Annotated in this window: 2 protein-coding genes; both read left to right on the plus strand. The window is 71.1% G+C overall.

Translation table 11 applies throughout. The annotated features are described in order from the left end of the window. The first annotated feature begins 27 nt into the window (after nt 1-27). Nucleotides 28-1,152 (plus strand): GTP 3',8-cyclase MoaA, encoded by a 1,125-nt coding sequence (gene moaA, locus AC1D12_RS32670; RefSeq protein ID WP_465112534.1) that lies wholly within the window; start codon nt 28-30, stop codon nt 1,150-1,152. Nucleotides 1,153-1,158: 6 nt separating this feature from the next. Then, nucleotides 1,159-1,710, plus strand: coding sequence for a GNAT family N-acetyltransferase (locus AC1D12_RS32675; RefSeq protein WP_477845288.1), 552 nt, complete (start codon nt 1,159-1,161; stop codon nt 1,708-1,710). Nucleotides 1,711-1,717: the final 7 nt, after the last annotated feature.

The raw sequence follows: 1,717 nt of genomic DNA on the forward strand, positions 1-1,717 counted from the left end.
CGCATGCCGGGCGGGCACAATCCGCCCATGGCCGACAAAGTGATTCCGCTGGCAGACCACCGCTATGCCTCCAGCGTGCCGCTGGTGCCTGCGCAATCGACTGCTCCCACCGGCCTGCTCGCCGACACGCTGGGCCGCCCGCTGCGCGACCTGCGCATCTCGGTGACCGACCGCTGCAACTTCCGCTGCAGCTACTGCATGCCGAAGGAAGTCTTCGACAAGCACTACGAGTTCCTGCCGCACAGTTCGCTGCTGAGCTTCGAGGAGATCGCGCGCCTGGCCCGCCAGTTCGTCGCGCACGGGGTGCGCAAGATCCGCCTGACCGGCGGTGAGCCGCTGCTGCGCAAGAACCTGGAGCGGCTGGTGGAGATGCTGGCCGCGCTGCGCACCGCCGGCGACGGGCTGCCGCTGGACCTCACGCTGACGACCAACGGCTCGGTGCTGGCGCGCAAGGCGCAGGCGCTGAAGGATGCCGGCCTGCAGCGCATCACCGTCAGCCTCGATGCGCTCGACGATGCGGTGTTCCGCCGCATGAACGATGCCGATTTCCCGGTCGCCGACGTGCTGGCCGGCATCGAGGCGGCGCAGCGCGTCGGGCTCGGCCCGATCAAGATCAACATGGTGGTCAAGCGCGGCACCAACGACGACCAGATCGTCGCGATGGCGCGGCACTTCCGCCACAGCGGCGCGGTGCTGCGCTTCATCGAGTACATGGACGTCGGCGCCACCAACGGCTGGCGCATGGACGAGGTGCTGCCGTCGGCCGAGGTCGTCGCGCGCATCGCCGCCGAGTTCCCGCTGCAGCCGCTCGGCGCGCAGCAGCCCGGCGAGACCGCGCAGCGCTGGCGCTATGCCGACGGCGCCGGCGAGATCGGCGTGATCTCGAGCGTGACGCAGGCCTTCTGCCACGACTGCAACCGCGCGCGGCTGTCGACCGAGGGCAAGCTCTACCTGTGCCTGTTCGCGCACCGCGGCCACGACCTGCGTGCGCTGCTGCGCGAGGGCCGCAGCGATGCCGAGATCGCCGCGGCGATCGGCGGCGTCTGGAACCGGCGCGCCGACCGCTACTCCGAACTGCGCAGCGAGGCCGGCGCCGACCCGTCATCCGCGCCGGCCGGGCGCCGCGTCGAGATGCACTACATCGGTGGATGAGCCTCGATGATCTCGAGCGACTCCGCGCGCCGCGCGGCCCCTGAGCTGCTGGTGATCCGCACGCTTGACGTCGTCGACCTGCCGGCCTACAAGGCGCTGCGCGACGCGATGCTGCAGGCCTTCCCCGATGCCTTCACCTCCGACGCGCACACCGAATCGCGCAAGCCGGCCGAGGTCTACCTGCCGCGGCTCGGGCTGGGGCAGCCGGGCGGCGGGCAGTTCACGCTCGGTGCCTGGGACGACGGCGAACTGCTGGGCGCCCTCACCTGCGAACGCGAGAACCGCGCCAAGGTGCGGCACATCGGCCACATCGTCGGGATGATGGTGCAGGCGCAGGCGGCGGGCCGCGGCGTCGGGCGCGCGCTGCTGGCCGCCGGCATCGAGCAGGCGCGCGCGGCCGACGGCATCGAGCTGCTGACGCTGTCGGTCACGTCGACCAACCGGCGCGCGGTGCGGCTGTACGAGGGCGCCGGCTTCGTGCGCTACGGCACGCTGAAGCACGCGATCAAGCTCGACGGCATCTACCATGACAAGGACCTGATGTCGCTCGCGCTGTGATGAGCTC

This window comes from Rhizobacter sp. P1_G5 (assembly GCF_056405435.1).